This is a genomic window from Bradyrhizobium sp. CCBAU 45389 (genome assembly GCF_028128625.1).
Taxonomy (GTDB): Bacteria; Pseudomonadota; Alphaproteobacteria; order Rhizobiales; family Xanthobacteraceae; genus Bradyrhizobium; species Bradyrhizobium liaoningense_B.
The window spans coordinates 51773-76812 of sequence record NZ_LBIY01000094.1; the positions used below are offsets into that span (position 1 = coordinate 51773).

Annotated in this window: 20 protein-coding genes; 15 read left to right on the forward strand and 5 right to left on the reverse strand. The window is 64.8% G+C overall.

Translation table 11 applies throughout. The annotated features are described in order from the left end of the window. Positions 1–73: 73 nt before the first annotated feature. The 4 genes from XH79_RS25495 to aat are packed head-to-tail and all read left to right on the forward strand — an operon-like array spanning position 74 to position 3879. Complete coding sequence (locus XH79_RS25495) at positions 74–1591, forward strand: sensor histidine kinase (RefSeq protein WP_212336950.1); 1518 nt, start codon at positions 74–76, stop codon at positions 1589–1591. Continuing rightward, positions 1588–2028 carry a response regulator gene (locus XH79_RS25500; RefSeq protein WP_271583373.1) on the forward strand — a complete coding sequence of 147 codons (441 nt, stop codon included), beginning with the start codon at positions 1588–1590 and terminating at the stop codon, positions 2026–2028. The genes XH79_RS25495 and XH79_RS25500 overlap by 4 nt, the downstream gene beginning before the upstream one ends. Continuing rightward, on the forward strand, positions 2025–3140 hold the full coding sequence (locus XH79_RS25505; protein ID WP_212336954.1) for a sensor histidine kinase: 1116 nt from the start codon (positions 2025–2027) through the stop codon (positions 3138–3140). Before XH79_RS25500 ends, XH79_RS25505 begins: the two co-directional genes overlap by 4 nt. Before the next feature lie 58 nt (positions 3141–3198). Next, complete coding sequence (gene aat, locus XH79_RS25510) at positions 3199–3879, forward strand: leucyl/phenylalanyl-tRNA--protein transferase (protein WP_271583374.1); 681 nt, start codon at positions 3199–3201, stop codon at positions 3877–3879. 7 nt (positions 3880–3886) lie between these two features. Here aat and XH79_RS25515 read toward each other — a convergent pair whose 3' ends face one another. Then, positions 3887–4915, reverse strand: a complete 1029-nt coding sequence (locus tag XH79_RS25515) for a DUF2155 domain-containing protein (protein ID WP_212336958.1) — start codon at positions 4913–4915, stop codon at positions 3887–3889. A 223-nt stretch (positions 4916–5138) separates the two neighbouring features. Between XH79_RS25515 and XH79_RS25520 the strand changes: the two genes are divergently transcribed. Further along, positions 5139–6086, forward strand: coding sequence for an alpha/beta hydrolase (locus tag XH79_RS25520; protein ID WP_271583375.1), 948 nt, complete (start codon positions 5139–5141; stop codon positions 6084–6086). Positions 6087–6099: 13 nt separating this feature from the next. Beyond that, positions 6100–7107 (forward strand): Na+-dependent transporter, encoded by a 1008-nt coding sequence (locus tag XH79_RS25525; RefSeq protein ID WP_271583376.1) that lies wholly within the window; start codon positions 6100–6102, stop codon positions 7105–7107. Positions 7108–7114: 7 nt separating this feature from the next. On the opposite strand, the gene XH79_RS25530 is transcribed toward XH79_RS25525, so the two are convergent. Beyond that, the gene (locus XH79_RS25530) at positions 7115–7921 is read right to left on the reverse strand and encodes a methyltransferase domain-containing protein (RefSeq protein WP_271583377.1); all 807 of its coding nucleotides are present in this window, start codon (positions 7919–7921) and stop codon (positions 7115–7117) included. Between the two features lie 23 nt (positions 7922–7944). Next, a complete protein-coding gene (locus XH79_RS25535; protein WP_271583378.1) occupies positions 7945–8883 on the reverse strand; it encodes a GlxA family transcriptional regulator in 939 nt (312 codons plus the stop codon). A 105-nt stretch (positions 8884–8988) separates the two neighbouring features. Between XH79_RS25535 and XH79_RS25540 the strand changes: the two genes are divergently transcribed. After that, positions 8989–9675, forward strand: coding sequence for a DJ-1/PfpI family protein (locus XH79_RS25540; RefSeq protein WP_271583379.1), 687 nt, complete (start codon positions 8989–8991; stop codon positions 9673–9675). An 81-nt stretch (positions 9676–9756) separates the two neighbouring features. Next, a complete protein-coding gene (locus XH79_RS25545; protein ID WP_271583380.1) occupies positions 9757–10476 on the forward strand; it encodes a DUF899 family protein in 720 nt (239 codons plus the stop codon). Between the two features lie 355 nt (positions 10477–10831). Here the strand turns inward: XH79_RS25545 and XH79_RS25550 are convergent, their stop codons facing one another. Next, on the reverse strand, positions 10832–11239 hold the full coding sequence (locus tag XH79_RS25550; protein ID WP_026312721.1) for an NADH:ubiquinone oxidoreductase subunit NDUFA12: 408 nt from the start codon (positions 11237–11239) through the stop codon (positions 10832–10834). Between the two features lie 245 nt (positions 11240–11484). Here XH79_RS25550 and XH79_RS25555 point away from each other — a divergent pair, with 245 nt between their 5' ends. The 5 genes from XH79_RS25555 to XH79_RS25575 all read left to right on the forward strand — a co-directional run bounded on the left by XH79_RS25555 (position 11485) and on the right by XH79_RS25575 (position 18239). After that, the gene (locus XH79_RS25555; protein ID WP_271583381.1) at positions 11485–12165 is read left to right on the forward strand and encodes a BA14K family protein; all 681 of its coding nucleotides are present in this window, start codon (positions 11485–11487) and stop codon (positions 12163–12165) included. Positions 12166–12411: 246 nt separating this feature from the next. Beyond that, positions 12412–12825, forward strand: coding sequence for a response regulator (locus XH79_RS25560; protein ID WP_212336972.1), 414 nt, complete (start codon positions 12412–12414; stop codon positions 12823–12825). Continuing rightward, the gene (locus tag XH79_RS25565; RefSeq protein ID WP_271583382.1) at positions 12822–15080 is read left to right on the forward strand and encodes a CHASE3 domain-containing protein; all 2259 of its coding nucleotides are present in this window, start codon (positions 12822–12824) and stop codon (positions 15078–15080) included. Before XH79_RS25560 ends, XH79_RS25565 begins: the two co-directional genes overlap by 4 nt. Before the next feature lie 379 nt (positions 15081–15459). Continuing rightward, positions 15460–16431 carry an ABC transporter substrate-binding protein gene (locus XH79_RS25570; protein WP_271583383.1) on the forward strand — a complete coding sequence of 324 codons (972 nt, stop codon included), beginning with the start codon at positions 15460–15462 and terminating at the stop codon, positions 16429–16431. Positions 16432–16439: 8 nt separating this feature from the next. Then, positions 16440–18239 carry a cache domain-containing protein gene (locus tag XH79_RS25575; protein ID WP_271583384.1) on the forward strand — a complete coding sequence of 600 codons (1800 nt, stop codon included), beginning with the start codon at positions 16440–16442 and terminating at the stop codon, positions 18237–18239. Between the two features lie 18 nt (positions 18240–18257). On the opposite strand, the gene XH79_RS25580 is transcribed toward XH79_RS25575, so the two are convergent. Further along, positions 18258–19154, reverse strand: a complete 897-nt coding sequence (locus XH79_RS25580; protein WP_271583385.1) for a DMT family transporter — start codon at positions 19152–19154, stop codon at positions 18258–18260. 766 nt (positions 19155–19920) lie between these two features. Between XH79_RS25580 and XH79_RS25585 the strand changes: the two genes are divergently transcribed. Both XH79_RS25585 and XH79_RS25590 read left to right on the forward strand, forming a co-directional pair. Continuing rightward, positions 19921–23691, forward strand: coding sequence for a vitamin B12-dependent ribonucleotide reductase (locus XH79_RS25585; RefSeq protein ID WP_271583386.1), 3771 nt, complete (start codon positions 19921–19923; stop codon positions 23689–23691). 369 nt (positions 23692–24060) lie between these two features. Then, complete coding sequence (locus tag XH79_RS25590; protein WP_271583387.1) at positions 24061–24564, forward strand: DUF2846 domain-containing protein; 504 nt, start codon at positions 24061–24063, stop codon at positions 24562–24564. Positions 24565–25040 lie beyond the last annotated feature (476 nt).

Here is a 25040-nt window from a genome sequence, read left to right on the forward strand (position 1 = left end):
TTTTGAGCAGCTGGGAGCTGTTTGAAAAAGGGGGCGTTGGATTTTCCATTGGTCTGCGCGGGGCGACACCGTCGTGAAGGCTGAAGCGCAGCGGCGGCGCGCATTTTGGCAGATCCTGCTGTTCGCAGCGGGCCTGCTCGTGCTGACCGTGATCAGCGCCGGCTCGGTCTACCTCGTCAACAAGGCAAGAGACGACAGCAAATGGGTGCTCCACACCATCGAGGTGGAGAACCAGGTCAATACGCTGTTGCTTGAGGTCCGACGTGCCGAGAGCAGCGCCCGCGGCTTTCTCCTGACGCAGGGACCGGATTTCCAGTCGGATCACGAGAGGGCCGTCGCAGCGATCATTCCGGCACTCGACAAGCTCACGCGCCAGATCGGCGACAGTCCGGCGCAGCGCGACAGCGTCGAGAAGCTGAGCGCCGCGATCGAGGTCCGGCTCGGCCAGTTCGCGCGCGAGATGGACTTCGTCAAACAAGGTCAACCCGACAATGCCAAGGCACTCGTGCGCGAGGCCGCCGGCGGCACCACGACCACCACGATCACCAACCTCGCCAACGCGATGATCCGTGAAGAGGAACGGCTGTTCCGGCAGCGCTCCGTCAATGCCGACCGCAGCCAGACGCTGGCCGCCTCCCTCACCGGCATCGGCTCCGGTCTCGTGGTGGTGCTGGCGCTGATCTCGATCTGGCTGCTGCGGCGCTCGGCACGCATCCGTGACGAGGCCGAGACGCGTCTGCGCGATGCCAACCTCAATCTGGAGGCCGTCGTCGACGAACGCACGGCCGACCTGCGCGAGGCCAACAACGAGATCCAGCGCTTCGCCTATATCGTCAGCCACGATCTGCGCTCGCCGCTCGTCAACATCATGGGCTTCACCAGCGAGCTCGAGGAGCTCGGCGGCGACATCTTCCGCCGCGTCAGCAGCCTCACCCACGTCCCGGCCGACGGGCCGCCCTTGGCCTCCGGCGAGATCACGCTCGAAGGTCCCGACAAGCAGCTCTCCGAGGATTTTTCCGAGGCGCTCGGCTTCATCAAATCGTCGATCGCCAAGATGGACCGGCTGATCTCGGCGATCCTCAACCTCACCCGCGAGGGCCGGCGCGAATTCCAGCCGGAGAAGATCGACATACGCGAGTTCGTCGAGGCCATCGTGTCGACGCTGGCGCATCAGGCCGTGGAAGCGCAGGCCACGATCCACGTCGAGCCGCTGCCTGATATCGTCAGCGACCGCCTTGCGCTGGAGCAGATCTTCTCCAACCTGATCGACAACGCGATCAAATATCTGAAGAGCGGGGCGCCCGGCGAGATCAGAATTCGCGGGCGGACCAAGCTCGGCTACGCTATCTTCGAGATCAGCGACAACGGCCGCGGCATCGATCCGAAGGATCATCAGCGGATATTCGACCTGTTCCGCCGTGCGGGAACCCAGGACAAGCCGGGACAGGGCATAGGTCTTGCACATGTGCGTGCACTTGTGCGTCGTCTCGGCGGCACCATGTCGGTATCGTCGGAACTCAACGCGGGCAGCACGTTCACCATCACGCTGCCCGTCGCGTGGAACGCCAGCACCCGGAACCCAGATCGATGACGCAACCAGTCACCATCATCATGATCGAGGACGACGAGGGGCACGCCCGACTGATCGAGCGCAACATTCGCCGTTCCGGCGTCAACAACGAGATCATATCGTTTGCCAACGGCACCGATGCGGTGAAGCACCTGTTCGGCGCCGACGGCAGCGGGCTGCCCCAGAAGGGCAATGCCCTCTTGATCCTGCTCGACCTCAACCTGCCCGATATGAGCGGGATCGACATCCTGAAGCAGATCAAGGAGAACAAATATCTCAAGGCCTCGCCGGTGGTCGTACTCACGACCACCGACGACTCCCAGGAGATCAAGCGCTGCTACGAGCTCGGCTGCAACGTCTACATCACCAAACCCGTCAACTACGAGAATTTCGCCAACGCCATCCGGCAACTCGGGCTGTTCTTCTCGGTCATCCAGGTCCCGCCCGCCGCCCCATGAACCAGAGAACGCCGACACTGCTCTATATCGACGACGACGACGCGCTGGCGCGCCTGGTCGAACGCGGCCTGACCCGGCGCGGCTACAGGGTCGTTCATGCCGCCAGCGGCGAAGAAGGCCTCGAGCACATCCGTAAGGCCGCCGCCCAAGACGGCATCGAAGGCGGCATCGACGTCGTGGCGCTCGACCAGTACATGCCGGGCCTCGACGGCCTCGAGACGCTCGAGCAGATCATGGCGATCCCGGACGCTCCTCCCGTGGTGTTCGTCACGGCGTCGCAGGATTCCAGCATCGCGGTCACCGCGTTGAAGGCGGGTGCGGCCGATTATCTCGTCAAGGACGTTAAGGGCGACTTCATCCCCCTGCTCCACGTCGCCGCCGAGGGCGCGCTGCGCCAGGCCGAGTTGCAGAAGGCACGCGAGGAGGCGGAGGCCGAGATTCACGCCTCACGCGACCGCTACGCTGCACTTGCCGCCGAACGCGAGCTCTTGCTGCGCGAGGTCAACCACCGCGTCGGCAACTCGCTCCAGATCATCGCCTCGCTGCTGCACCTTCAGGCCAGCTCCGCCGCGCAGGACGAGGTCAAGGCCGCGCTGACCAACGCAATGGGTCGCGTCGCCGCGGTCGCACAGGTGCACCGCCGCCTCTACACCTCGCAGGACCTGAAGAGCGTGGTGCTGAACCAGTATCTGGACTCGCTGCTCGAGGATCTCAGGCGCTCGGCCGAAGGCAACCGGATGTCGCGCCTGACGCTGAAGGCCGAGCCAATCGAGATCGATCCGGACCGAGCCGTCGCCGTCGGCATCATCGTCAACGAGCTGGTGATGAACGCGGTGAAATACGCCTATCCCGACGGCGCCGGCCCGATCCATGTCGAGCTGACCTCGCAGGGCGAGGATCTGCTGCTGACGATCGCCGACGACGGCGTCGGCGACAACGTCAAGGCCGACCCGCGCTCCACCGGCATGGGTCAGCGCATCGTCGCGGCCATGGCCACCAAGCTCGACGCCTCGGTCGAGCGCGACCCCGCCCACAGCGGAACCCGCATCGTGCTGAGGTTCCAGCGCACGCCCGAACCGCCCGGCAAAGCCAATAACGCCGCCGCGAGCTGACCCACACCTCGCCTCCCCCCATCGCAACCGCATTGCGATCCTGCTATTGTCACAGGCCATGACTTCGCGCGATTCCGCCTCGTCTGAGATCACGCCGGCCGTGCTGCTGCGCGCCTATGCCTGCGGCATCTTTCCGATGGCCGAAAGCGCCGACGATCCGACCCTGTTCTGGGTCGAGCCGGAAATGCGCGGCGTCATCCCGCTCGACGGTTTTCGCGTGGCCTCGCGGCTCGCGCGCACCGTGCGCTCGGATACCTTTCGCGTCACCGTCAACACCGCCTTCAAGGCCACGATCGCCGGCTGCGCCGCGCCGCAGGCCGGACGCGAGGACACCTGGATCAACAAGCGCATCCGAGATCTCTATGGCGGCCTGTTCGAGCTCGGCCACTGCCACAGCGTCGAGGCCTGGGAGGGCGACGACCTCGTCGGCGGGCTTTATGGCGTGAGTCTGGGGCGGGCCTTCTTCGGCGAAAGCATGTTTCACACCGCGCGCGATGCCTCGAAGGTCGCGCTGGTGCATCTGGTGGCGCGGCTGATCCATGGCGGCTTCGAGCTGCTCGACACGCAATACGTCACAGAACATCTGAAGAGCTTTGGCGCCGTCGAGATTTCGCGGCGCCGCTACACCGGGCTGCTCGACAAGGCGCTTGCCGGCGACCCCGGCGAATTCCTGAGGCTCTCGCCCGGTGACGCGATCCCGGGTGCGCGCGCACTCGAGATCATCGCTTCGCGGCAATAGATCAGGTTTATCGGCTGCCGAACCCGGGGATACCGAACAAACCCGGCCGCTGCTCCGGCGGCGGGGGTGGCGGCGCCGGCTGCGCTTGCGGCGGAGGCGGCAACGGCTGCGGCGGGCGCTGCTGCACCGCTTGCTTGGGCGCGGCCTTCTTCTGCGCGGGCGGCGGCGGAGGCGCCGGCTTGTTCGCGGGATCCGGCGCCGCGGTCGCGATGGTCTGCTGCGGCTCTTTGCAGTCGGTCAGCCAGATGTCGTAGATCGGATGCTCGACGCCGTGCAGGCCGGGGCTTGCCGCATACATCCAGCCCGAGAAGATCCGCTTCACCTCGCCCTGCAAGGTGATCTCATCGACCTCGACGAAGGCGTCGGTGTTGGCGGCTTCCGTCGCCGGCCGCGTGTAGCAGGCATTGGTCTTGACGCGAAGCGCACCGAACTGGACGGTCTCGCCGATCTCCTCGTCGAAATTGATGATGCGCCCGGTGATCTTGTCGAGGCCGGAGAAGGTCGCCTTCTTGTTCACGATCTTCTGGGCCGGCGGCTCGGTCACGACCTCGTCGCCCGGCTGCAGGCTCGCCGGCGTCTGCGGCACGGCACCGCCCGGCCCGCCCTTCTGCTGGGGCTGGCGCTGACCGGGCGCACCCGGCTGATTGGGTGGCGTGATCGCGGCGGACGGCGGCTGATTGGGCGGCGCGACAGTCGAGCCCGGCGGCGGCGCCAAAGGCTGGGTCTCGACCGGTCCCGGCATGACGTTACCCTGACGTCCCTGAGGCGGCGGCATCGGGCGCGAGGGCAGCACGCGGCCCTGCGGCGGCAGCTCGGGGACCTCTTCGTCGTCGTCGGGGAGCTGCGGCTGCGGCTGGCCACGCGGAATGCTGCCCGGCGGCCGCGGCGGCGGATCGGAGAAGATCGTGCCGATCTGCGCCTGCGCAGGCGTCGCAACCGTCAGCGCGGTGGCGGCCAAAAGCGCCGCAAGGCCTGTCAGGGTAAAGGTTTTGAACATCTCGCGCGGCTTCAACAGCGAATCGGGCTTGTTGGACATTCTACAGGGGATACCGCCGCTCGCAGGCCCTCCGGTTAACACGCCGAATACGGCGGGGGAAGGGCGGCATCCCTGCCCTTCCCGGCGCCGTCTGGCCAGACCGGCTCCAGGATGGGATAGTCGGATACCTCCTCTCGGAGCCCCAAGGCGGGCATAAGGCGGACATTCGCCTCCCCGGAAACGACGTCCAACCATAACCAGAAGCCTAAAGAGGTCGCCCCCGATGCCCGTTGTCCTCGATCCCGACGCCGCCGCCGTCTACAGGGCTTTCCAGGAGGCCGGCCGGCCCGCCTACGAGACCCTGACCGCAGCTGAGGCGCGCGCCTATTATTTGCAGGCGCGCTTTGCCACCAATCCCGAGCCGCCGGAACTTGCCCGCGTCGCAGAGCTCGCGATCCCGGCGCCGCGCGGGGACGTCCCCGCCCGCCTCTATGTGCCGAAGGAGCCTCGCCGGCATGACGGCCTGTCGCCGGCCCTGGTGTTCTTTCACGGCGGCGGCTGGGTGATCGGCGATCTCGACTCCCATGACGTCGTCTGCCGCCAGCTTGCGGTCTCGGGCGCGTTGATCGTGATCTCGGTCGACTACCGCCTCGCGCCCGAGCACAAATTTCCGGCGGCCGCCGATGACGCGATCGCCGCAACCAGATGGATCGCCGCCCATGCGCGCGAGCTCGGCATCGACGCCTCGCGCCTCTCGATCGGCGGCGACAGCGCCGGCGGCAATCTCGCCGCGGTCGTCGCGCTCGCCGCCCGCGACGCCGGCGGCCCCGCGATCGCCGGCCAGCTATTGATCTACCCGGCGACCGATTTCGCCATGACGCATGGCTCGCATAGCGAGCCCGAAACCAGCGTGCTGCTGACCCATTCGGTGATCCGCTGGTTTCGCGACCACTACCTGACCGGCACCGCCGACATCCACGACTGGCGCGCCTCGCCGGCGCGCGCGCAAGACCTCGCCGGCCTGCCGCCGGCCTATGTGCTGACCGCCGGCGCCGATCCGCTGCGCGACGAAGGCGATGAATATGCCGCGCGCCTGAAGCAGGCCGGCGTATCAGTCACGTACAAGCACTATCCCGGCCAGTTCCACGGCTTCTTCACCATGGGCAAATTGTTGCAGCAGGCCAATGTCGCCGTCGGCGAGATCGGCGCGTGGTTGAAGGGATTGGGGTAACGCGCCTTCCTCCATGCCTTCCATCCTTCAAACCCTCTTCGCCCTCCCCCTGCGAGCCCTGACCTGGCTCGGCGACCAGGGCACGCGCGCCGTGGCGGCGATCGCATTCATCGCCGTCGCGGTGCCGCCGCTCGGCACGCTGTTGCGCCCCTACGTCACCGAGGCGATTTTCCTTCTGCTCTGCATCTCCTTCATGCGGGTCGACCTCGTCGCGCTCTACGGCCATCTCCGCCGGCCGGCATTGATCGCCAGCGCGACGGCCTGGACCACGATCGGCGTGCCGCTGGTCGTCGGGCTGCTCGCCCATGGCAGCGGCCTCGACAGAAGCTCGCCCGGCCTCTTCCTCGCGCTGATGCTCCAGGCCATGGCCTCGCCGATGATGGCAGCGCCGGCGCTCGCCGCACTGATCGGCCTCGATGCCACGCTGCCGCTGGTCACGCTGGTCACCGCGACCGCGCTCGTGCCGTTCACGGCCTCGTTGTTCGCAAGCCTGTTTCTCGGCGACATGCTCAGCATCTCGCCGCTCACGCTCGGCCTGAAGCTGCTCGGCATCCTCGCGGTCTCGCTGATTGGCGCGACGGCGATCCGCTGGATTGTCGGCGCCAAAGCCATCCAGCGCCACAAGCGGCCGATCGACGGTTTCAACATCCTCATCCTGCTGGTCTTCGCGTCCGCCGTGATGGGCGACGTGGCGCATGACTTCGTCGCCGATCCCGTGTTCACGATCGGCGTCGCACTGCTCGCCTTCGCGGTCTATTTCACCCTGCTCACTGTCACGACGCTGATCTTCCGCCGCGCCGGCTATGAGCGCGCCTTCGCCGTCGGGCTGATGGTGTCACAGCGCAATCTCGGCCTGATGCTGGCGGCGACCGCGGGCGCGCTGCCGCCGGCGACCTGGCTCTATTTCGCGCTGACGCAGTTTCCGATCCATCTTGCGCCCTATCTGCTGACGCCGATCGCGCGGCGGCTGACGGCGCGCGCGGACACGGCCAGGGCGACGGTTGCAGGCAGCTCGAGTTAGGACGCTCTCATGTCGGCGCCCCCGCAGATTTCGACGCCTTGAAGATATACCGGTTGGTGCTGAAGAAATATTGTTCCGCCTCGGCGAGGCGCTCGAACTCGCTGTGCCATGCAGTGAGATCATCAGCGGAGACGTCGTTCGTGCGGCTGACGAAATCCCTGATACCCTGTGCCAGTCCCTTGCTGTAGCTCTCGTCATCGTACCGCAAATTCAGAATCGGAAAGACGGATGCTCCGTCCAGATGAAATCCGGCACTGATCAGTCTCGAGGCCATCGATCGCGGTAGACGCGGATGGGCGCAATGCGCCTCCCATGATGTCATGACCGCGGCCATGCGTTCCCGATCGTCGGAATGCCAGACCACGGCATCCCAATCCGTTGCGACGAAAACCGTTCGGCCGCCCGGTTTCAGGACGCGACATGCTTCGATCAGGACGCGGTCGACATCGGGCACGTACTCGGCGACCTGGGTGCAAACGACGGCGTCGAACGACGCATCGGGCTGACCCAACTCCGTCGCGTTGCCGATGGCATATGAAATCCACTCCGACGCCTTCTGCCGGTTGCAGACGGCGATCAGGTCGGTCGACACATCGATGCCGACGACGGCGCCATGAGGCCCGACGAGCTCAGCCATGCTTTCGCACAGATAGCCCGGACCGCATCCGATATCGAGAACGCGCTCGCCGGCAGACAGACCGAGCTGCCGGATTGTCTCCGCGCGCTGGGCCTTCACATCGCCCGTGAGATAGAGTCTCTGGAGCCGTTTCGCGTTCTCATTGCTGTACTCCATTCCGCTCATCGTCGCCTCCATGGTCGCACGGCAAGTGAGATGTCCTATCCCGCCCGCGCCGCGCGCCGCAGCGCCTGGGGCGGCTGGCCGAAGGCGCGGATGAAGGCGCGCCGCATGCGTTCGGGGTCGCGGAAGCCGGTCGTTTCCGCGACGAGCTCTATCGCCTCGCGCGAGGACTGCACGCGCTCGCGGGCGACTTCGAGGCGCAGCCGCTCGATCGCCTTCGATGGCGTCGTGCCGGTCTCGGCGGCGAAGGCGCGGGCGAAATGCCGCGCGCTCATGCCGGCGCGATCGGCAAGCTCCTCCACGGTCAGCGGCGCGTCGAGATTTTCGCGCGCCCAGGACAGCAGCGCGCCGAAGCGGCCGTTCGGCGTCTTCAATTCCAGCAGCGAAGAGAATTGCGACTGGCCGCCGCTGCGGCGATGGTAGAGCACGAGCTGCCGCGCCGTCGCCTGCGCGATCTCCTCGCCCTGGTCCTCGGTGACCATCGCCAGCGCAAGGTCGATGCCGGCCGTGATGCCCGCCGAGGTCCATACATTGCCGTCGCGGGTGAAGATCTGGTCCGGCTCGAACTTCACTTTGGGATAGCGCGCGACGAAATCGCGCGTCCGGCCCCAATGCGTCGTGGCGCGGCGGCCGTCGAGCAGGCCCGCTTCGGCCAGCACGTAGGCGCCCGAGCAGACGCTCGCGACCCGCGCGCCGCGCTTCGCCAGGCGTTGCACGAAGGCGCGCGTGATCTCGCAGCGCGCGGCTTCCGCAACGCCGGCACCGCCCGCGATGACCAGCGTCGTGATGGCATTCGCCGACTTGAGATCTCGCGCCATCATCTCGACACCCGACGAGCTGCGTACGAGCCCCGCCTTCACCGCCAGCACCCGCAGCGCAAGCGGCTTGCCGGACGCACGCGCCGCGATCTCGAACGCCGAGATCGGACCGGCCGCGTCGAGCAGCTGGAAGTCGGGGAAGATCAGGATGCCGATCATGGGCCAGCTCCGAATGATTTGTCCGAAATAGAGGGAATTACGCCATTTTGGACAGAAGGGCATCATGCCAGTTTGCGCCCGTCAAGCACTTCATTGGAGGTTCTCATGTCGGCGCCGCTGCAGATTGGACTTTTGGTGTTCCCGCGCGTCACCCAGCTCGACTTCACCGGCCCGTTGCAGGTGTTCTCCGCCGTCCCCGGCGCGAAGCTGCATCTGATCTGGAAGCGGATCGAGCCGGTACCGAGCGATTCCGCGCTCATCGTGACGCCGACCACGACATTCGCCGATTGCCCGCAACTCGACGTGATCTGCGTGCCCGGAGGTCGCGGCACCGACGATCTGCTCAATGACGAGGAGGTGCTCGAATTCCTGCGCCGGCAGGCGGAGGACGCCAAATATGTCACCTCGGTCTGCACGGGCTCGCTGGCGCTCGGCGCCGCCGGTCTGCTGAAGGGCTATCGCGCCGCCACCCATTGGAGCGCGATGGAGATGCTCAGCCAGTTCGGGGCGACGCCGACCAAGACGCGCGTCTGCGTCGATCGCAATCGCGTGACGGGCGGCGGCGTCACCGCCGGGATCGATTTCGCGCTGACGCTGGTGTCGATCCTGGTCAATCGCACCGCGGCGGAGGCGATCCAGCTCGGGATCGAATACAATCCGGCGCCGCCGTTCAATTCCGGCTCGCCCGACACCGCGCCCGCCGAAGTGCTCGCTTTCGTCAAGCAGCGCATTGAGCCTTTGCAGGCCTACCGCCTCGATGCCGTCGAACGCGCGGCGGCGCGTGTGATGTAGGCATCCCACCTTCGGTCTGGAACCGAGGTTTCGGGGGACGAGTTGAACCCGCACGAAACTCACGGCACCCGGAGCGCAATCATGGAGCATCTCCACTACCCCAACGAAAGCACTGAGTATCGTACCGCGCGAAATGCATTGCTGAACGAGGAGATTGCCCTCCGAGCTCAGATTGAGGCCGTTGCCGCCGGGCGTCGCGCGCTACCGCTCGGCGGCGAGGTGCCGCAAGATTACGTCTTCGAACGTCTCGGCAAAACGAGCATGCCGGAACAGGTCAGGATGTCGGAGCTGTTCGGCCCTCATGACACGCTGATCCTGTACAGCTTCATGTATGGGCCGGAGCGCGAGCTGCCCTGCCCCGGCTGCACCCATTTGCTTGACGGGCTCGACGGCGCCGCACGGCATGTCGGCGAGCGTGCAGCGCTTCACATCGTTGCGAAATCGCCGATCGCGCGCCTCGCAGCCTGGGCCCACGAGCGAGGTTGGGAACATCTGTCGCTGCTGTCCACGGCCGGCAACACCTTTGATGCGGACTACTTCGGCGACACCTCGAAGTTCTCCAAGGGTATGCGCGCGCAGCACCACGTTCCCGACGGGCAGAATTGGGACGAGACGATCTTCAACGTCTTCAGGAAAGCGAATGGCAAGATCAGGCACTTCTGGGGCTCGGAGATGAGCTTCGCGCCGCCCGCGCCGAAGCAGCATCATCGCGCCGGTGATCTGGTCGATCCGCTCTGGGGCCTTTTCGACATGACGCCCGAAGGCCGCGGCGACTTCTTCCCGAAGGTGCGCTACGACTGAGGCGCACAAACCGGCCGACGAAGCGCCTCACAGAAAAAGGCCGCTCGGTTTCCCAAGCGGCCTTTCCTGTCTTACGGCGGCTGCACATTCACATCGGGCGATTTCGGACCTTCCAGACCGGGGGCCTATCTCCCGATCGAGTCCTGGTCGGCGGCCGCTGCATTTCGGGACAGTCGCGAGCTGTTGCCCGAACCGAACGCGATGGTTTCCCATCTCCGTAAGATGGGATCATTGAGCCGCATCGCCTGCGTCAGCGCAACGACCGCGCAAGCGGCATCCCCGATGTTCCCGTTGTCCACAGCGGCGTGATGCGGATGCGGATGCATCCAGTCGAATGATGGTTGATCGCTGGCAGCTAGCCGGGGGTCCAGGGCTGGTAGTCGCCGGTCGCCTTGGGGCGCTTGCCGCTGGCGAGCGTCGAGCCGGAGGGCCGGTAGGCCTTGGCCGTGCCGGTGAGATTCGGCTGGTGCGGTTTTTCCCACTCACGCGGCTGGTAGTTGATCTCGGTCGGCGGGGTGTCGACGACGTGATGGATCCAGCCATGCCAGGCCGGCGGGATGCGGCTCGCCTCGGCATAGCCATTATAAATCACCCAGCGCCGCTCGAAGCCGAGGGTCGGATCGATCTCCCCGCCGCGGGTGCGATAATAGAGGTTGCCCTGCTCGTCCTGGCCAACCAGCTCCCCGTACCGCTTGGTCCAGAGCTGGGTGCCAAACGTCTGGCCACTCCACCAGGTGAAGAACTTCAGAAAGAATTGTTTCATGCGGCAAGGGCCCTGCTTCGTCCGGCCCTGATGCCATCCGGACGGCAAAATGTCCAGTTCGCCGGGTGCGGCCGCACCCGCCGCAAATGCGTGCCTCGGACAACCGCTTCCCGCCGCAAATCGGACGCGATCCGTTCATGCCGGGTACAGCGGTCCGGTGAGACGCTCTCCGCACGCGCAAACCGGCGTGATCCCGGAACTTCAACCCCTGCACAGGGTTTGCCTCCCGGGAAAGGAGTTTTGACATGAAAAGTCTGAAAGTTCTCAGTGCCGTCGCGGCTGTGGCGTTGGTTCTTCCGATGGCGAGCCCGAGCTTCGCACAGAATCGTCCCGCAGCGGGCGGAGGCGGTGGTGCCCATATTGGCGGCGGCGGTGGCGGCGGCGCGCGGATCGGCGGTGGCGGCGCGGCCTTCCACGGCGGTGGCGGCAATTTCGGAGCCGGCGCCGCGATGCGCCCGAGCGGCGGCAATTTCGCGGCCGGCGGGGCCATGCGTCCGAGCGCGGGCAGTTTCGCGGCCGGCACGGCGGCACGTCCGAGCGGCGGCGGTTTCGTAGGTGGCATGGCGAGCCGTCCCACCGTCTCGCCGTCCTTCAGCGGGACGCGCAGCGTCGCAACTGCGGGCAACTGGCAGGGCGGTAGCGGCAATTGGAGCGGCCGACACTGGCATCGCCGTGGCGGCTTCTGGCCCGGCTTCGCGGCTGGCGCCGCGATCGGCGGCCTCGGCTCGTACGCCTATTACGGCGGCGGCGGGTATTACGATGACCCCTACTACTATGGCGACAGTTACTACGATGAGCCGTCAGTGGCGGTGGTGCCCGACGGTGGCGGCGATTCCGCGGCCTACTGCGCGCAGCGTTACAGATCGTATGATCCGGCGTCCGGCACATATCTCGGCTATGACGGGCAGCGTCATCCCTGCCCGTAAGCGGACCGAACAGGTTTGAAGGAAGAGGCGTCGCAGCGATGCGACGCCTCTTTCGTGTGTATCGCGCCCCTCACCTGTGCCGCGTGCACCAGCCTCGTGCTTGCGACGTTGTGTACAAGTTGATGCAAACGGACCTCTATTCACCCCGCCGTGCATATCTACCCTGATCCAATCCAAAATTGACCCGACCCACGATTCGCGGATATCACCATTGCCTGTGGGGACTTCGATCTACTGGGAAATGTCATGCCGCGTATCCTCGTGGTAGATGACGATCCGATGGTCGGCGCGACCATCGAGGTCCTCCTCCAACGTCAGGGCTTCGACGTCACGCTGGCTGACGGCGGCGAAGCGGGACTGGCTGCGCTGGAAACGCAATCCTACGACGTGATGTTGGTCGATATCTTCATGCCGCACATGCGCGGCTTCGAATCCATCCGCATCTTTCACGAGCGCGCGCCGGCGATCCCGCTGATCGCGATGTCCGGCTATGCCTTCGCCTCGTCCGCCTCGCCCTCTCCCGATTTCCTGCGCATGGCGCTGGAGCTCGGCGCAAGCCGCTGCCTGCGCAAGCCATTCACGCCGGAAGCGCTGCTGACCAGCATCCGGGAATGCCTCGCCGGCGAGAGCGCACCGAAGGACAAGAAAGAAGCCCCTTGATTCCAACGCAGCGCGTCATTCTCGGTGCTGGACTTGCAATCCTCCTGATCATCACCGCAGCCTCGATCGCCCTCGACGTGAAGTCGCGGTCCGAGGCCGCGTGGGTCAATCACACCGTCCAGGTGCAGAAGAAGGTCTCCGATCTGCGCGTGCTGCTGCGTCGCGCCGAGAGTGCCGCGCGCGGCTACGAGCTCTATCGCAGCCCGGGTTTCAAGGACGAGTTCGAGGCGGTGCACGCCCAGATCGCGCCGGCGCTCGCCGATCTCAAGCGCGGCGTGCGCGACAATCCCGATCAGGTCGCGCTGCTGGAGGGCACCGAGCCGCTGGCGCTGCGTCGGGTCGAAATCGCCGCCGAGGCGATGCGCCTGCGCGCCATGAACGACCAGGCCGGCATTACCGCGCTCAACAGCAAGGCCGAAGGCCGCGGCCTGATGGACACGGTGATGGCCAATCTCGACCAATTGAGCGCAGAGGAGGAACGCGTGCTCGCCGCGCGCTCCCAGGATTCGCGCCGCACCGGCATCGTGCTGCTCGGCATCGATGTCGCCGGCGCGCTGGTGATCCTGCTGCTGGTCGTGATGGTGATGCGCGAGAGCCAGCGCACCCAGTTCGTGCTCAAGAGCACGCTGCTGGAGACCACGGCCGCCAAGGAGCAGCTCGAGGCCGCGGTCGCCGAGCGCACCGAGCACCTCGTCACCGCGCATGACGAGCTGCGGCTGTCGGTCAACGTGCTCCAGAGCACCTTTCGCAGCATGGCGGAGGCGGTGCTGGTCATCGACGCCGAGGGCAACGTCCTGCTGTCCAATCCGGCCGCCGAACGCATGCTGCTGCATCGCGCCGGCATGAACCTCGGCAATCTGCGGGCGCTGTCCGACGTCTTTCACGGCGACGGCCTCACGCCGATGAAGGCCAGGGAGCTGCCTTCGGCGCGCGTGCTGAGCGGCGAGGAGTTCGAAGATCTGGAGATGATCGTCCGCCCGCACAGCGGCAATCAGATCCGCCATCTCATGATCAGCGGCCGACCGATGCTGGACGGGCAAGGCGACATCACGGGCGCGGTGCTGGTCTATCATGACGCGACCACCTCGCGCGAGACCGAGCGGCAACTGCACCAGTCGCAGAAGCTGGATGCCATCGGCAAGCTGACCGGCGGCGTCGCGCACGACTTCAACAACATGCTGACCGTCATCTCCGGCAACACGGAGACGCTGGTTGCGAGCCTGAAGCAGCAGCCGGAGCTGCAGCGCGCGGCGCGCCTGATCGACGATGCCGCCGAGCGCTGCGCCGAGCTGATCCAGCATCTGCTCGCGTTCGCGCGCAGGCAGCCGCTGCAGCCGCGCAACGTCGAGATCAACGCCGCGATTACGGACATCGCCAAATTGCTGCGCCCCACGCTCGGCGAGCAGATCCAGATCGAGACGGTGCTGGAACAGGGGCCGATGACGGCCCATATCGATCCGTCCCGACTCACCAATGCCGTGCTCAACATGGCGATCAACGCCCGCGATGCCATGCCGAACGGCGGCAAGCTGCTGCTGGAGACCCACCGCGTCGTGCTCGACGAGGCCTATGCGCAGGCCAATGCGGAGGTTCGGCCCGGCCCCTACGTGATGCTCGCGGTCAGCGACACCGGCACCGGCATGTCGGCCGATACCCAGCAGATGGCATTCGAGCCGTTCTTCACCACCAAGGAAGTCGGCAAGGGATCGGGCCTTGGCCTCTCCATGGTCTACGGCTTCGTCAAGCAGTCCGGCGGCCACATCAAGATCTACAGCGAGGAAGGCCACGGCACCACGATCAAGCTCTATCTGCCGCCGGGCGAAGGCACGCCGGACGCGGCCGCGACCGTCGCGCCGCAGGCCGAAGGCGGTGCCGAGACCATCTTCGTGGTCGAGGACGATCCGCTGGTGCGCAACTTCGTCACCGCGCAATTGCAGAGCCTCGGCTACAAGACGGTCTCCGCGCCCGACAGCCGGGTGGCGCTGGAAATGATCGAGGCCGGCCAGGCCTTTGACCTGCTGTTCACCGACGTCGTCATCCCCGGCGGCATGAGCGGGCGCGAGCTCGCCGATAAGGTGGCAACGCTCCGCCCCGGGCTGAAGGTGCTCTACACCTCCGGCTACACCGACAACGCCATCGTCCACCACGGCAAGCTCGACGACGGCGTGCTGCTGCTGACAAAGCCCTATCGCCGCAACCAGCTCGCCGAGATGATCCGGAAGGCGCTGGGCGGCGGCGGCATGGCGGCGAGCTAGCCCGTGAACTGCCGAAGGCGCGCTGCAGTCACACCATATATGAGGTTGAGGGCACTGGCTCAGGATGCGAGTTCCGGTTGTCCTCTTGAAACGCCGTAGCTGGCCCGGATCCGCGCCGGAGGTGTTTCGGCACCGCGCAATGCAACGAGTGAGGCCGTTTGATCTCGATCGAGCCAGTCTCAAGCAAAAAACAAGCGCATCTCAAGGACAAATCGCCTCACCAGCCCAATCTCTGAGCATGCTCTCGCCGACAAATGTTGGAGCCGGTGTGTCGCGACGGTCCGCTTGTGGAGCGCGATACCGAGCGCAGTCACCAGATGCACAGCTAGGATCTTGGTCTGCGGCCGGAATTGACGGCGCAGCTTCGACAGGTGCTCGCATGAAAAGACGAGAGTTCATCTTGTTGATTGGTGGAGGGCTGGCCTGGCCTGCGATCGCACGGGCACAGGGCGGAGCCAAGCTGCATCGTATCTTCTGGGTCTCGACTCAGTCCGAACCGGATCCCTTCCTGGACGGCTTTCGCGAGGGAATGCGCGCCCTGGGATACGTCGAGGGCAAGACCGTAACCCTCGAGACGCATTATGCCCCCGGAGATCCGCAGGCACTGCGCAAGATCGTCTCCGAGTTGCAGCGAGGGGATATCGACCTTGTGGTCTCGAGCGGTCCGGCGACACGCGTCATGACTGCGGTCACCGACATCCCCGTGCTGTTTGCATTGAGCGGTGACCCCGTCGCTTTGGGTGTGGTGAAGAGCCTTGCTCACCCCGGCACCAATTTCACCGGCAGCACATTCCTGTCGCTCGAGCTGGCAGGAAAGCGCGTTGAGCTGCTCAAGGACATTTATCCAAAGCTGCGAAAACTGGCGGTCTTCTCGAACACGGATCATCCGGGAGAGCCACTGGAATGGCGTGCGACCTTGGAGTCGTGCCGGAATCTCGGCATTGAGGCAGCCTACGTTCCGTTCAGTGGCGCTCGCGAAATCGAGAATGGGTTGATGGCTGCCGGCAAGGTGGACGCGGATGCTCTCCTCGTGTTTCCCGATGCTGTGACGCTGGTGCATCGTGCGAGGATTGCGGAGTTTGCAATCGCGCACCGGCTGCCTTCGATGTTTGGCTGGTCTGAATACTGTGACGCTGGAGGTCTCTTGAGTTACGGCGCAAACCAGCGCACGACCTATTTTCGGCTTGCGACTTATGCCGACCGCATCCTGCGCGGTGAAAATCCGTCAGATCTTCCGGTGATGCGCCCCGAGAAGTTTGAACTGGCAGTCAATCTGAAGACAGCCAGGCTTCTGGGTATCGACCTGGATGTGTCGTCGATCCTGTTTCGCGCCAGCAAGGTGATCTCCTGAGAGTAGTCATGACGGACGGTGCTGCGCAGTCCTTATCGTGTACGATGCCCCCGCGTCGCTCGCTGTTCTGCAAGTACTTCGCGACGTTGTTTGTCGCTGCGGTCGTGCCTCTGATACTCGGCGCGGCCGTCGAGGCTTCTTTCGGTTACCGAGACCAGCGCCGCCAGATCAGCGCGGTGCTGCAGGCCGATGCTCGCGCGGCGTCCGACAGGATCGAGGCGTTCACCGATGGCATCCGAGATCAGCTGGGTTGGATGGTGCAGCTTCCCTGGTCTGCCGGAGACGATGCGCAACATAAGATCGATGCCTTGCGCCTCCTCCAGCAGGTGCCTGCAATCGTTTCGGTTTCGCTTCTGGATGAGACCGGCACCGAACGGGTCTTTGTTTCCAGGCTGCTTCTGAACAGGACCGGGCGCGGCATTGATATGTCTACGGATCCCGCTGTTATGGGCGCACGCGCCAACAAGGTTTGGTACGGACCGGTTCAGTACCAGCGAGATTCAGAGCCCTACATGAGGATAGCGGTTGCCGGGAGCCTGCCGGCCGCGGGGGTTGCGATCGCCGAGGTCAATCTGAAGCTGATCTGGGATGTCATCGCAGCCATTAGAATTGGCGAGACCGGCTACGCCATTGTTGTCGATGACTCCGGTCATCTGATCGCACATCCCGATATCAGTCTGGTTCTGCGCGGCCGCGCCAGCTCGGACAGTTTCGGCCGGATCAAGCATCTCGTTGGCGTGGCGAGCGGAGCGGCGGTGATAACCGGGGACCAAGGCAAGCCGGTGGTGGCGCTATCCGTTCAGGCCGCCGATGTGGGATGGACGGTGATCGCGATGCAGCCGGCCTCGGAAGCCTTTGCATCAATTCGCGCGGCGTTGTGGCGCTCGTCAATTCTCATTGTCTTTGGTGTTCTTATCGCGCTGGCGCTCGCCTATTGGCGCGCGCACAGAATGTCCGGCCCGATCAAGCAACTGGAAGAGGGCGTGGAGCGGATCAGAACCGGACAATTCGAGCATCGCATCAAAATCTTCAGCGGTGACGAGTTGCAGCAACTGGCGTTGCGCTTCAATGAAATGGCTTCTGAACTGGCGATCTCGCAGCAGAAATCTGCGCGGATCGAACGGCTGAAGCAGTTCCTGCCATCACAGGTCGCCGAATTGGTCGAGCATTCTCATGAACTGCTCGAAGGGCAGCGACGTGAAGTGGCTGTCATTTTTGGAGACTTGCGCGGCTTCACGGCATTCTCCACGCGCAATGAACCCGATGTCATCATGGCCGTCATGCGCGAGTACTACGAGGCCGTCGGCGCCGTAACGACTCGTCACGAGGCAACGCTCATCGGCTTTGATGGCGACGGAGTCATGCTCCTGGTCAATGCCCCGGTCGCATGCGAACAGCCGGCAACTCAAGCGGTCCGACTCGCGATCGACCTGCAAATGACGGTGCAGTCCCTTGCCGGCAAATGGTGCGACGCCGGCCACGCGATCGGCTTTGGTGTGGGCGTTGCCATGGGACCGGCAACGGTAGGAACGGTTGGTTATAACGGTCGGCTCGACTACACGGCGATGGGAGCCGTGGTGAATTTGGCGTCGCGGCTCTGCAATCTCGCGAAGGACGCGCAGATCCTGGCTGATCCCACTATCGCTGGAAGGGTAAGGGATAGCGTTCCGTTGGCATCGCTCGGACAGCGGACCATCAAAGGCTACGACGAGGCCCTCGAAGTCTTTGCTGTCGCGCCTGCTGACCTGCCGTTGAAACCGCCGGGCTCGGGACAACGCCGGCGAGAGAAAGAGCCTCAGGACCACTGATACCCGGCGTCCGGACGGCTAGCGCGTCGCCAGCACCACGGCGGCCAGCGTGAAGACCAGCCCGGCGATCTGCCCTGCCCCGAGCGGCTCATGCAGCGCGAGCGCGGAGGCGACAACCCCGATCACCGGCACCGCCATGGTGCCGATCGCGGCGACGGACGCCGGCAGGCGCGCCAGCGCTGCGAACCAGCTGACATAGGCGATGCAGAACTGCACCACGGTCGAATAGACCAGCAGCCACCAGCCGACCGGCGTCACCAGCGACAGATGCGTGGTCTCGACCAGGAGGCCGATGATCGAGATTGGCAGGCAGCCGATCCCGATCTGCCAGGCCGCGGCCGTGATCGGCGGCAGGTGGATCGGGTATTTCTTCGAGAACACCGTGCCGACGGCAAAGCCGAACGCGCCGCCCAGCGCCATGATGATTCCCGGCAGCTTCTCCGCGCTGGCGGCAATGCCGTTGCCGCCCATGATCGAGGCAAGGCCGGCAAAGGCCATCACCAGCCCCAGCGTGCGCAGCACGGTCGGCCGCTCGCCGAGCACCGGCCAGGCGATGATCGAGGCCCAGACCGGCATGGTGTAGGCAATCAGCGCCGCCTCGCTCGCCGGCAGCCAGAGCAGCGCCAGGCCCATCAGCACCATCCAGCCGGTGACGTTGAGCATGGCGGCGGTGAGCAGGCGGGGCCAGACCCCCGGCTCCACCTTCAGGCTCTGCCGGCGGACGAGCGCCAGCGCCGCCAGCAGCACGGCCCCGAGCACGCCCGTGACCCCGCGCAGGGTGAGCGGCGGCAGCTCGGCGAGCAGGAATTTGGTCACCGGCCAATTGAAGCCCCAGCCGATCGAGGTAATCGCAAGGAACATCAGGCCGGCCGGGGCGATGCGCGGTCGCGCATCCCGGCGAGTCGAATCATGCATGTGGGTAGTCCGGCAAATCGGGCTCAGCTTGGCCCGGATTCGCACCTCCGACCACCACCTCGGCGGGCATGCCTGCCCTCACCCTCCGTAGGGCTACGTGAGTCCTGATGACGCAATCCCATTGCTCAAAAATATAGCTGCCCTGTGAACAGCGGGATGAAGGTCCGCATCGTCACGGAATGCAAATTTTTTCAGTTGGGAATCCCTGAGGACTCACTGATACTTGGCACAACAACAGGCGCGGGCATGCCCCCTGTTATCCCCCGCAATCCACCATATTTAGTATTTGATTCAGGAACTCGCACTAGTTCTTGACGGGCGCAACGGAGAGTCCTAGCTTTCGGTCCGTTCGGCGCGAGTGAGTTTGCGTCCCGCCGGCACTCCCCCAAAGGGTCTCGCAAATCACCACTCCGCCGGCCAGCCAAAGGCAGCGGAATAAGGGCTTGTCTGCCCTGTGAAAGGGACTTTTCGGGCGCCAGAACGGGCCGGCAAAAGGCTCGAATGGCATCGGTTGAAGAAGTGACGTTGTGGGGCGTTGAACGCATGTCGCGCGCATCCCGTTGGGGCGGATGAGCGTGGACATGCCGGCGGATGATCGATGCACGCATCGAGGAATCACGTCGGGAGAAACTGGGCCGGAATCCACCGGCTGAACTGCGAAGCCTTTGGGCCGATGAGGCCCTCGAGGAAGCGCGAAGCGAAATGACGACCCGGCACGCCCTCAACGAGGGGCGGGACCGGTCAAAGATAAGGACGGGGCAAGACCATGCGGATTGAGCGGCGCCACACCACTTCGGGACAGTCACCTTACGCGGGAATCGAATTCCGCCTGACCACGTCGGAGATTCGCAATCCCGACGGCTCGGTCGTGTTCAAGCTTGATAACGTCGAGGTCCCGACCGAGTGGTCGCAGGTCGCCTCCGACGTTCTCGCCCAAAAGTACTTCCGGAAAGCCGGCGTCGCCGCGCGCCTGAAGAAGGTCGAGGAGGAATCCGTCCCCTCCTTCCTGTGGCGCTCCGTGCCGGATACCGAAGCCCTCGCCGCGCTCCCGGAGAAAGAGCGTTTCGTCAGCGAGCTCAGCGCAAAACAGGTGTTCGACCGCCTGGCCGGCTGCTGGACCTATTGGGGCTGGAAGGGCAAGTATTTCTCCTCCGACGAGGATGCCCAGGCCTTCTATGACGAGCTCCGCTACATGCTCGCCATGCAGATGGTCGCGCCGAACTCGCCGCAATGGTTCAACACCGGCCTGCACTGGGCCTATGGCATCGACGGCCCCGGCCAGGGCCACTATTACGTCGACCCCTTCACCGGCAAGCTGACCAAGTCCAAGTCGGCCTACGAACACCCGCAGCCGCACGCCTGCTTCATCCAGGGTGTCGGTGACGACCTCGTCAACGAGGGCGGCATCATGGACCTCTGGGTCCGCGAAGCCCGCCTGTTCAAATACGGCTCCGGCACCGGCTCCAACTTCTCCCGCCTGCGCGGCGAAGGCGAAAAGCTCTCCGGCGGCGGCCGCTCGTCCGGCCTGATGAGCTTCCTCAAGATCGGCGACCGCGCCGCGGGTGCGATCAAGTCGGGCGGCACCACGCGCCGCGCGGCCAAGATGGTCGTCGTCGACGTCGATCACCCCGACATCGAGACCTATATCGACTGGAAGGTGAAGGAGGAGCAGAAGGTCGCCGCCCTCGTCACCGGCTCGAAGATCAACCAGAAGCACCTCAAGGCGGTGCTGAAGGCCTGCGTGAACTGCGAAGGCTCGGGCGACGATTGCTTCGATCCCGAGAAGAACCCGGCACTCCGCCGCGAGATCAAGCTCGCGCGCCGCAGCCTCGTGCCTGACAACTACATCAAGCGCGTCATCCAGTTCGCCAAGCAAGGCTACAAGGACATCCAGTTCGACACCTACGACACGGACTGGGATAGCGAAGCCTATCTCACGGTCTCCGGCCAGAACTCCAACAACTCGGTCTCGCTCAAGGACGACTTCCTGCGCGCCGTGGAGACCGATGGCGACTGGAACCTGAACGCCCGCACCTCCAAGAAGGTGACGAAGACGCTGAAGGCGCGCGACCTCTGGGAGAAGATCGGCTACGCCGCCTGGGCGTCGGCCGACCCGGGCCTGCACTTCAACACCACGATGAACGACTGGCACACCTGCAAGGCGTCCGGCGACATCCGCGCGTCCAATCCGTGCTCGGAATACATGTTCCTGGACGACACGGCGTGCAACCTCGCCTCGGCGAACCTGCTGACGTTCTACAACACCACGACCAAGCAGTTCGACGTCGCCGGCTACGAGCACCTCTGCCAGCTCTGGACCATCGTGCTCGAAATCTCGGTGATGATGGCGCAGTTCCCCTCGCGCGCGATCGCCGAGCTCTCCTACGAGTTCCGCACGCTCGGCCTCGGCTACGCCAATATCGGCGGGCTGCTGATGACCATGGGCCTGTCCTATGACAGCAAGGAAGGCCGTGCGCTCTGCGGCGCGCTGACCGCGGTGATGACCGGCATCACCTACAAGACCTCGGCCGAGATCGCGGCCGAGCTCGGCACCTTCCCCGGCTACAAGAAGAACGCCGCGCACATGCTGCGCGTCATCCGCAACCACCGCCGCGCCGCGCATGGCGAGGCGTCCGGCTACGAGGCGCTCAGCGTCAACCCGGTGCCGCTCGACCACGCCTCCTGCCCGCAACAGGACCTCATCACCCATGCCAAGGCGGCCTGGGATGCGGCGCTCGAGCTCGGCGAGAAGCACGGCTATCGCAACGCCCAGACCACGGTGATCGCGCCCACCGGCACGATCGGCCTTGTGATGGACTGCGATACGACGGGCATCGAACCGGACTTCGCACTTGTAAAATTCAAGAAGCTGGCCGGCGGCGGCTACTTCAAGATCATCAACCGTGCGGTGCCCTCCGCGCTGCGCGCGCTCGGCTATCGCGAGAGCGAGATCGCGGAGATCGAGGCCTATGCCGTCGGCCACGGCTCGCTCTCCAACGCGCCCGGCATCAACGCCTCGACCCTCAAGGCCAAGGGCTTCACCGATGAAGCCATCGCCAAGGTCGAGAAGGCCCTGCCGACCGCCTTCGACATCAAGTTCGCCTTCAACAAGTGGACCTTTGGCGAGGATTTCATCCGCGACCAGCTCGGCATCGGCGCCGAGGCGATCGCAGCCCCCGGCTTCGACCTGCTCCAGGCCGTGGGCTTCACCAAGCGCGAGATCGAGGCGGCCAACGTCCACATCTGCGGCGCGATGACGGTGGAAGGTGCCCCGCACCTGAAGGCCGAGCACTATCCGGTGTTCGACTGCGCCAATCCCTGCGGCAAGATCGGCAAGCGTTACCTCTCGGTCGAGAGCCACATCCGCATGATGGCAGCGGCCCAGCCCTTCATCTCGGGCGCGATCTCCAAGACCATCAACATGCCGAACGACGCGACGGTGGAGGACTGCAAGTCCGCCTACATGCTGTCGTGGAAGCTGGCGCTGAAGGCCAACGCGCTCTATCGCGACGGCTCCAAGCTCAGCCAGCCGCTCAACTCGCAGCTCATCAGCGACGATGAGGACGAGGACGATGCGGTCGACCATCTCTACGAGAAGCCGATGGCGGCGCGCACCGCCCAGGTCTCGGAGAAGATCGTCGAGAAGCTGGTCGAGCGCATCATCGTGATGCGCGAGCGCGAGAAGATGCCGGATCGCCGCAAGGGCTACACCCAGAAGGCGGTCGTCGGCGGCCACAAGGTCTACCTGCGCACCGGCGAGTACGATGACGGCCGTCTCGGCGAGATCTTCATCGACATGCACAAGGAAGGCGCCGCGCTCCGCTCCTTCATCAACAATTTTGCGATCGCGGTCTCCCTCGGTCTGCAATACGGCGTGCCGCTCGATGAATATGTCGACGCCTTCACCTTCACCCGCTTCGAGCCGGCGGGCCCCGTGCAGGGCAACGACAGCATCAAGTACGCGACCTCGATCCTCGACTACGTCTTCCGCGAACTGGCGGTGAGCTACATGTCGCGCTTCGACCTCGCGCACGTCGATCCCAACGAGACCGGCTTTGACGCGCTCGGCAAGGGCGTCGAGGAAGGCAAGGAGCCGGACGAGGACGGCGGCCACCATGCGACCAGGCTGGTCTCGCGCGGCCTCACCCGCTCGCGGACCGACAACCTCGTCGTGATGCGCGGCGGCTCGACCGCAGTCGCGCAAGGCAACGACAGCGCCCCCGCCGGCGGCAGCAAGGTCACCGCGCTTGCCTCGCACGGCGCAAGCGCCCGTGTCGGCGATGCCATCGAAGGCGCCGTCGCCCTGAAGCAGGAAGCGGCCCACGACCTCTCCCCCACGGAGAAGCTCGAGCAGTTGCAGTGGAGCAAGGCCGGCACCGCCCAGACCATCGTCCCCACCAAGGCCGAGCGCCGCGCCGAAGCCAAGGCCAAGGGCTACGAAGGCGAGATGTGCTCGGAGTGCGGCAACTTCACGCTGGTGCGGAATGGGACCTGTATGAAGTGCGATACATGCGGCAGCACGACGGGGTGTTCGTAAGGCGGCAGAACGTCTCGAGGATCGTTAGATCCGGACAATGCGAAGGGCGGCCTTTCGGCCGCCCTTTTTATTTCAGCAACCTCATCGCTTAATGCGTCGGGCCCCTCGCTCCTCAACGCTCGTCATTGGCCACCGCATTGCTGCGTACCCGTCTCGTAGCTCGTAGGATGGGTTGAGCGCAGCGATACCCATCAATCATAAATCATGTCGCGCGAAGACGATGAGCTTCAAATACTACGGCCTACCCGCATACTCAGTCTTTCCGCGCACGGAAATGATTGGTAGGCTCTCAACCCATGCTTGCATGAACTGGTTTGGGGCGCAGGGGTGATGACACGTGAATGGGATTGGCCTGCGTGGGCCACTCGGTTGTACGGTAAGTTTCTGAAATCGATTTTTGCATTGAGCACACTTCTGTTGCTGCAAGCCTACGCCGCAGAGACCTCCGCCCGCGATGCTCAAAACCAGACATCAGACGCGCGGCAGGGCCACATCTACTTCATCCGGCACCCCAGCGTTTTGAGCCGGCTTGGCAAACCGGACATCAGGGTCGATGGCAAAGTGGTGGGCGAGCTCGCCGTTGCCACATACATCCTCGTGGATCGGCCGGCGGGGCCACACACGATCACCGTTGTTGGGGCGATGGATTCCGTGGGGTGCGAGGCCGAGATTCGCGTGCAGCCCGGCATGTCCTACTATTTCGAAATGGGGCCGATCGTGAATACCAACATGGATACGTTTAATATCGCATCGATGGGCGTAACCGGACGGCCTGTCCCCTGCCGCAACAGGCATAATACGCCCTACATGTTCTACTCGCTTGATGCGACTGCTGGAGCTGCCGCGGTCGCAAGGATAAAGACCCGCAATTAACCCGACGGACGGATGGCCGTCGCTAGAGAGGTACAGGACGTAGGGTGGGTCGGCGAAGCGTAACCCACCTCTTAGTTATCCGCGGCAACAGAAGTGGTGGGTTGCGCCTGCGGCTAACCACCCTACAAGTTTTATCCGGGCGACTTGCATCTCACCGCCCATCCCTCGCGACCGCCTTGCAGCGAGCCCGTCTCGCAGCTCGCCTCGCCGCTTTCCTCGCAACCCAGCGCGCACGAAACTGCTTTGCGGCACGAAAGGTTCGTGGTGCCACGACCTGAAATGCCATTGAGGCTATTCCGGCGACCACTCCTTTCACCACGTCGAAAGCGAAATCGGGTCCAAAATACTTCCACATGACCCTGCCTCCTTCTCGCGAAGGCTCCGCCAGGCGGAATGGGCAAATTGCGAACATGAAAAAGCCCCGTCCGTCACCGGCGGGGCCTCGAAAAAATCTCTGTGCGCCCTGTTCAGCGCAC

Bases quoted from the DNA above. Each gene is read 5' to 3' on its own strand.
- XH79_RS25500 (WP_271583373.1), top strand. From the start codon at position 1,588: ATGACGCAACCAGTCACCATCATCATGATCGAGGACGACGAGGGGCAC.
- XH79_RS25505 (WP_212336954.1), top strand. From the start codon at position 2,025: ATGAACCAGAGAACGCCGACACTGCTCTATATCGACGACGACGACGCG.
- aat (WP_271583374.1), top strand. From the start codon at position 3,199: ATGACTTCGCGCGATTCCGCCTCGTCTGAGATCACGCCGGCCGTGCTG.
- XH79_RS25515 (WP_212336958.1), bottom strand. From the start codon at position 4,915: ATGTCCAACAAGCCCGATTCGCTGTTGAAGCCGCGCGAGATGTTCAAA.
- XH79_RS25520 (WP_271583375.1), top strand. From the start codon at position 5,139: ATGCCCGTTGTCCTCGATCCCGACGCCGCCGCCGTCTACAGGGCTTTC.
- XH79_RS25525 (WP_271583376.1), top strand. From the start codon at position 6,100: ATGCCTTCCATCCTTCAAACCCTCTTCGCCCTCCCCCTGCGAGCCCTG.
- XH79_RS25530 (WP_271583377.1), bottom strand. From the start codon at position 7,921: ATGGAGGCGACGATGAGCGGAATGGAGTACAGCAATGAGAACGCGAAA.
- XH79_RS25535 (WP_271583378.1), bottom strand. From the start codon at position 8,883: ATGATCGGCATCCTGATCTTCCCCGACTTCCAGCTGCTCGACGCGGCC.
- XH79_RS25540 (WP_271583379.1), top strand. From the start codon at position 8,989: ATGTCGGCGCCGCTGCAGATTGGACTTTTGGTGTTCCCGCGCGTCACC.
- XH79_RS25545 (WP_271583380.1), top strand. From the start codon at position 9,757: ATGGAGCATCTCCACTACCCCAACGAAAGCACTGAGTATCGTACCGCG.
- XH79_RS25550 (WP_026312721.1), bottom strand. From the start codon at position 11,239: ATGAAACAATTCTTTCTGAAGTTCTTCACCTGGTGGAGTGGCCAGACG.
- XH79_RS25555 (WP_271583381.1), top strand. From the start codon at position 11,485: ATGAAAAGTCTGAAAGTTCTCAGTGCCGTCGCGGCTGTGGCGTTGGTT.
- XH79_RS25560 (WP_212336972.1), top strand. From the start codon at position 12,412: ATGCCGCGTATCCTCGTGGTAGATGACGATCCGATGGTCGGCGCGACC.
- XH79_RS25570 (WP_271583383.1), top strand. From the start codon at position 15,460: ATGAAAAGACGAGAGTTCATCTTGTTGATTGGTGGAGGGCTGGCCTGG.
- XH79_RS25575 (WP_271583384.1), top strand. From the start codon at position 16,440: ATGACGGACGGTGCTGCGCAGTCCTTATCGTGTACGATGCCCCCGCGT.
- XH79_RS25580 (WP_271583385.1), bottom strand. From the start codon at position 19,154: ATGCATGATTCGACTCGCCGGGATGCGCGACCGCGCATCGCCCCGGCC.
- XH79_RS25585 (WP_271583386.1), top strand. From the start codon at position 19,921: ATGCGGATTGAGCGGCGCCACACCACTTCGGGACAGTCACCTTACGCG.